3 protein-coding genes are annotated in these 6,270 nt (G+C 32.8%); 2 read left to right on the top strand and 1 reads right to left on the bottom strand.

Annotated features, from left to right (window positions below; all coding sequences use genetic code 11):
• Positions 1-150: 150 nt before the first annotated feature.
• A complete protein-coding gene (locus tag AFK68_RS15305) occupies positions 151-1,116 on the bottom strand; it encodes a GNAT family N-acetyltransferase (RefSeq protein ID WP_094673538.1) in 966 nt (321 codons plus the stop codon).
• Positions 1,117-1,353: 237 nt separating this feature from the next.
• On the opposite strand from AFK68_RS15305, the gene AFK68_RS15310 reads away from it, so the two are divergent.
• Together AFK68_RS15310 and AFK68_RS15320 are read left to right on the top strand one after the other, a co-directional pair.
• Positions 1,354-1,992, top strand: a complete 639-nt coding sequence (locus AFK68_RS15310; protein WP_094673539.1) for a hypothetical protein — start codon at positions 1,354-1,356, stop codon at positions 1,990-1,992.
• Between the two features lie 1,044 nt (positions 1,993-3,036).
• On the top strand, positions 3,037-6,270 hold a 3,234-nt coding region (locus AFK68_RS15320; RefSeq protein WP_094673540.1), incomplete at its 3' end, for a PAS domain S-box protein.

The raw sequence follows: 6,270 nt of genomic DNA on the forward strand, positions 1-6,270 counted from the left end.
AAGTATTCTAACGACTAATATGTATTTTTTATAAAATTAAATATTTACATACTAAAGTGATCTTTACTTATTTTTTCCCATATCCCATATTATATAGTTTATTCTTAAGCGATAATTATGACGCAACTCTCAGCAAAGGCTAGTTTTTCTCTAGCGATAATCATCAATAATATAAATATCCGGACGGTTATAACCTGGTTCATTAGGATTGTGCATTGCTACTCCTAATGTCTCAATTTTAAACCCCATATTTAATATTTGAATGTAGGCTTGTTGACGACTTGTATTGACTCCGACTACAAGTTTAGACATTCCCACAATATGGCTAAATATTTCACATTCATTCAATAATTTTGCAAAGCGTTCCTGTGAGTGAAACGGAGTTATATCGCTCCCTTTTTTCCCTAAATTAACTGCACCAAATTTAATATAACAAGTATTACTTCCTGCTTCGGTATCTGCACCATAATGACAAATAGCAAATCCTTCTAAATTACCATTTTCCCAGAGAAATAAAGTATCTCCTAATCTTTGATTTGCTACTGCTAAAATTTCTGACTGTAAATCTAGTCCGGGATAAATATTATTAGTTAATTCTTGGCTTGCTGATAAATATTCTTTTTGTTTTTCTGGTGAAATTTGTGAATACCTAATGCTTTGTAATTGCTGCTGTTTTTGAGAAACATATTTAGCACAAATGGCAGTTAAAAAATGAGGCATAAAGCCAAATTTTTGATAAAAATATAAATGTTTAGGACTGCGGGAAAAGGTAAAGAAACAAATCTGTTGAGTTTGCCAATTTTGAAAGCATTCCATTGTGGCTAACATCAATTTCTCACCTACTCGTTGATTCCAAAAATTCGGATGTACTGATAATGGTCCAAAACTACCAAAACTACCCCATTTAGATAGAAAATTAGAACCTACTAATTGACCGTCTATTTCTGCTGCAAAAGCAGCTTTTGGATAAGCATACCAACGCTGCATATAGTTAGTATTACCAGAGAATTTCATTGGGTCTGGCAAACCTAAAAATGTACCAAAAGCCAATCGAAATATTCGATCCGCTTTGGGCAATTCATGTTCTTGAAGTAAGCGAATATTAGTTTCATTCATTTAATTTTTTTGATAATTGCTTTGCTCGAAATACTTTCATTTTTCTGTTTTGAGAAAAACATAATTGGGAAAAATATGACTTTTGACTAACAATAGATTAAATAGTAGAAAAAATAAATTTATTAGTCAAACATAGAATTACTTCTAATTTTTAACTTTTGACTTAAGAGAAACAGTTAACATATAATAACTACGATTAAGGATGTAATTTTACCCCACTACACGGAGATTTAAGCCTTGGGAATAGAACTGCGCAGTTATGTATTTATAGACAACTTGCAACCTCAGCACGCGGCCTACATTGGTACAGTGGCCCTTGGCTTTTTACCATTACCAGGTGATACTTCCCTATGGGTAGAAATTTCTCCAGGTATTGAAATTAATCGTATTACGGATGTGGCCCTCAAATCTAATTCTGTTCGGCCTGGGGTTCAATTTGTGGAACGACTTTATGGTTTACTCGAAATTCATTCTAGTCGTCAGGGAGATACAAAAGCTGCTGGTCAAGCAATTTTGCAAGCTTTGGATGTGCAGGAAGGCGATCGCCTGAAACCTCGTATTGTCTCTAGTCAGGTGATCCGTAATATTGACTCTCACCAAGCACAGTTAATTAATCGTAATCGTCGAGGCCAAATGATTTTGGGTGGCCAAACTCTCTATGTTTTGGAAGTCCAACCTGCTGCCTATGCTGCTTTAGCGGCCAATGAAGCAGAAAAAGCTGCTTTAATTAATATTTTACAAATTCAAGCGGTGGGTAGTTTTGGACGGCTTTATTTGGGAGGAGAAGAACGGGATATTTTGGCAGGTTCTCGAGCTGCTTTAGAGGCGATGAAAAATGTTTCGGGTCGAGAACATTCTGACCAACGTCAAGAATAAATTACATAATTTTGAGTATTAATTTTTTTTGGATATACAATTTATCTTAGTCGAGCAATGTGTGGTTAAATTTATATATAGCAGTCTGCAACTTTATCGGGTACAAAATTATGGGGAAGTAGGGAAAAGGGTCGAGATTAATTTTAATAATATTTATTTGTAAGAGATTGAATGTATCAGGAAATATAAAAAGGAGATAGGGAACAGGGAACACAGAAGGTGGGAACAGGTCATTTCAGTTATCAGTTAGCCTCCTGCGGAGGAGCTGCGCTTTTCATGTCGCGCAGCGAAACAGTTATCAGTGAACCTCCGACTAAAGCCGGAGGCTTGAAATACTGACGTTGGATTTTTTCATCCCCTTAAAAGGGGAGGCTTTAGACCTTATTTTTTGGTAATAAGAAATTAAGACAACTATTTGTCACTTAAAAATATAGGAATAGTATGTACCTTTCCTCCTCTGGATATTTACCAGATTTTAACCTTTTGAAGTCTTACCTATTTTATATTTTAGTCACTCTGAGCCCTCTTAATATTTGTTTTACAAACAGTCTCTAATTCAATACCTTGCTTAAAAGCCTCCCCTTTCAAGGGGAAAAAAAGTGCTAGGATATTTCCTTATATTCAATTCCGTAACGGTTTTAACCAGAGGTAATTATTCATTATTCGTTATCCATTAATGAAGACTAAAATATACTTCTTTAACCTAAGCAGGAATTATTTATTCATCCATCTGATTGCTGACCGCTAATAGCTGTTTGCGCAGCATTCCGCAGGAAATGCTTACTTTAATACTAATAAAAATATAAACTTAATAAAAATAAATAATTATTTTTTTTCAATCTGATAGTTTTAGAATTTTTTTTAACAAGAAAAGCCTATGAATTTTTTATCAAAAATTTGGAGTACAGGAAATTTTATTCCTCACGGACATTGTTATTTTTGGCAAACTGAATTAGTATGGCTGCACATATTGTCAGATGGATTAATTGTATTAGCTTACTGTTCAATTCCTATTGCNGTTCTCCTTGAAAATCTTTCCGAAAAATGAATTTTTTATCAAAAATTTGGAGTACAGGAAATTTTATTCCTCACGGACATTGTTATTTTTGGCAAACTGAATTAGTATGGCTGCACATATTGTCAGATGGATTAATTGTATTAGCTTACTGTTCAATTCCTATTGCCTTAATTTATTTCATTCGCAAACGAGAGGATGTACCCTACCCAGAAATATTTATATTATTTAGTGCATTTATTGTTGCTTGTGGATTGACTCATTTAATGTCAATTTGGACTCTCTGGCATCCTACTTATTGGCTATCAGGTTTAGTCAAAGTAATGACAGCTTTAATATCTTTATTTACAGTTGGAAAATTAGTACCATTAATTCCTAACTTATTAGCACTTCCTAATCCGGCAAAACTAGAAGCAATTAACGAGATATTAAAAGCAGAAATTAAAGAACGTCAACAAATACAAGAAGCTTTAGAAGCATCCGAAAAACGTTTAAGTGGAATTTTAGAAATTGCTCAAGATGCCATTATTTCAGTGGATGAAAATCAAAATATTTCTATGTTTAATCAAGGAGCAGAAAAAATATTTGGATATCAAGCAAGTGAAATTTTAGGAAAATCATTAAATGTTCTATTGCCAGAACGATATAAAGCAAATCATCAAAACTATGTGCGTCAATTTTCTACTGATACTGAAGTTTCTCGTATTATGTCTAATCGTCGGCAAATTTGGGGGCTTCGGAAAGATGGTACTGAGTTTCCAGCAGCAGCTTCTATTTCTAAATTAGAGTTAAAAAATGAGACTATATTAACTGCAATTATTAATGACATTAGCGAAGAAGTAGAAGCAGAAAATAGACTAAAAACGGCTCTACAACAATTGAATTTTCATGTAGAAAATACTCCACTAGCAGTGATTGAGTGGAATAGTGAATTTCGAGTACAACGTTGGTCAGAACAAGCAGAAAAAATCTTTGGTTGGCAACCGCAAGAAGTCATAGATTTACAGGTAAATGATTGGGAATTTATATTTCCTGAAGACTTAGAAAAAGTTGTAAGTCTAATGCAAGAACTCCAAGAAGGAAATATGCCCAGAAATACTTGTACAAATCGTAACTATACTAAACAGAGAAAAGTAATAAATTGTGAATGGTATAACTCGGTTTGTTTCGATGAAAAAGGAAATTTTATTTCGATATTATCCCTAGTTTTAGATGTTAGCGAGCGGGTACAAGCACAAATAGAATTACAACTATCTCAACAAAAACTCCAATTAATTATCAATACTATTCCCCAATCAATATTTTGGAAAAATCAAGACCTAGTATATCAGGGGTGTAATAATAGTTTTGCTGATAGAGCAGGTTTTAAATCACCAACAGAAATAGTTGGTAAAACTGACTATGATTTACCTGGAAATAAAGAATATTTTGAACATTATCGCATAATAGATTGTCAAGTAATGGAATCTGATATACCTAGATACCAAATAATTGAACCTCAATTAACTACTCAGGGTCAAAAAAGATGGTTACAAACAAGTAAAGTTCCTCTTCATAATCAAGATGGTCAAGTAATAGGTATTCTTGGCAGTTATGAAGATATTACTGAACGTATTGAAGCACAGGAAAAATTAAACCAACAACAAAAAACTTTAAGAGCAATTCTTGATAATGCTCCTATTTGGATTTTAATGACTGACGTTAATGGCAAAGTTCAGTTTGTTAATAATACATTATGTAAAAATATAGGAATTACTGAGTCAAGGTTTTTGGAAGTTGAACAATATCATAAACTTTTTACAGAAAAAGAAGCAGCAAATCTTCATAAATCTGATGCGAATTGCTGGGGAAATAATTTTCCATGTCACTGTGAAGAAACTTTTACGTTTATTGACGGTAAAGAGCATAATCTAGAATTAATTAAAGTCAAAATTAAAGATGATGATAATGAAGTTATTGGTTTAATATCTTTAGGGTTAGATATTACAGAAAGTAAGCAAGCTCAACAAAAACTTCAAGAATCAGAGGCTAAATTTCGACAAATTGCTCGCCATGAAGAACTACTTAATCATTTGGCAAATCAAATTCGTAATTCTCTCGATATTGAGACGATTTTAGAGACTACAGTCCATCAAGTTCGTACTATCTTAAAAATAGATCGTTGTCATTTTATTTGGCATCGTTTTGCTAGTAGTACAAATCTAGACGAAACTAATAATAATTTTCTAGATAGTTGGGAAGTTGTTAATGAGTCAAAAGGAGAAAATTTACCTGGCTTACTTGGTAAATATACAATAGAACAAGTAGGCTCTTGGGCTTTAAGATTTTTACAATTAGAAATTATTCGAGTTGACAATATTAGTCTTGTTGATGATAAAAAAATGCGACGTTTTATAGTTGCTTTGGGTATAATTTCTTTTGTCTCTATACCAATTCAAACTCAGTCTGGAAAAATAGGAGTTTTAGTTTGTGCCCATCATACCTCTGTTCGTCACTGGGATGATAGTGAAGTACAACTTTTAAAGGCAGTAACAGATCAATTGGCGATCGCTATTGATCAAGCAGAACTATATAATCAAAGTCGTGAAGTTGCTTTTCAAGCTAGAGCACAAGCTCAGGAATTATCTGACGCTTTAAACAAACTTCAACAAGCTCAAGCACAACTTATTCAAACTGAAAAAATGTCGTCTTTAGGGCAAATGGTAGCTGGTATTGCCCATGAAATTAATAATCCAATTAACTTTATTTCTGGTAATATTCTTTATGTTAGTCAGTATACTGAAGACTTACTTAGTTTAATTCATTTCTATCAGGAAAACTATCCTGACCCACCTACAGTTATTCAAGAGGAAATAGAAACTATAGAATTAGATTTTTTGATTGAAGATTTACCGAAAATTTTAAATTCTATCAAAGTGGGAGCTAACCGCATTGCTGATATAGTTCTTTCTTTACGAAATTTCTCTCGTTTGGATGAGTCTGAGGTAAAGTCTGTAGATATCCATGAAGGAATAGAAAGCACTCTCCTCATTTTACAAAATAAACTCAAACATAAACCACAGGAAAAAGCAATTCAAATAATTAAAGATTATAATGACTTACCCGAAGTGGAGTGTTATGTTAGTCAGATAAATCAAGTATTTCTGAATATTATTTCTAACGCTATTGACGCTTTAGCAGAAAAACGAAGGAAAAATTTTAATCCTACTGAGATAAATCAAAATTCAGATATTTTGGATAATTTACCTACTATTACAATTAGT

The sequence above is a fragment of the Hydrocoleum sp. CS-953 genome (genome assembly GCF_002260545.1).
Classification (GTDB): Bacteria; Cyanobacteriota; Cyanobacteriia; order Cyanobacteriales; family Microcoleaceae; genus Trichodesmium.

Bases quoted from the DNA above. Each gene is read 5' to 3' on its own strand.
- AFK68_RS15305 (WP_094673538.1), bottom strand. From the start codon at position 1,116: ATGAATGAAACTAATATTCGCTTACTTCAAGAACATGAATTGCCCAAA.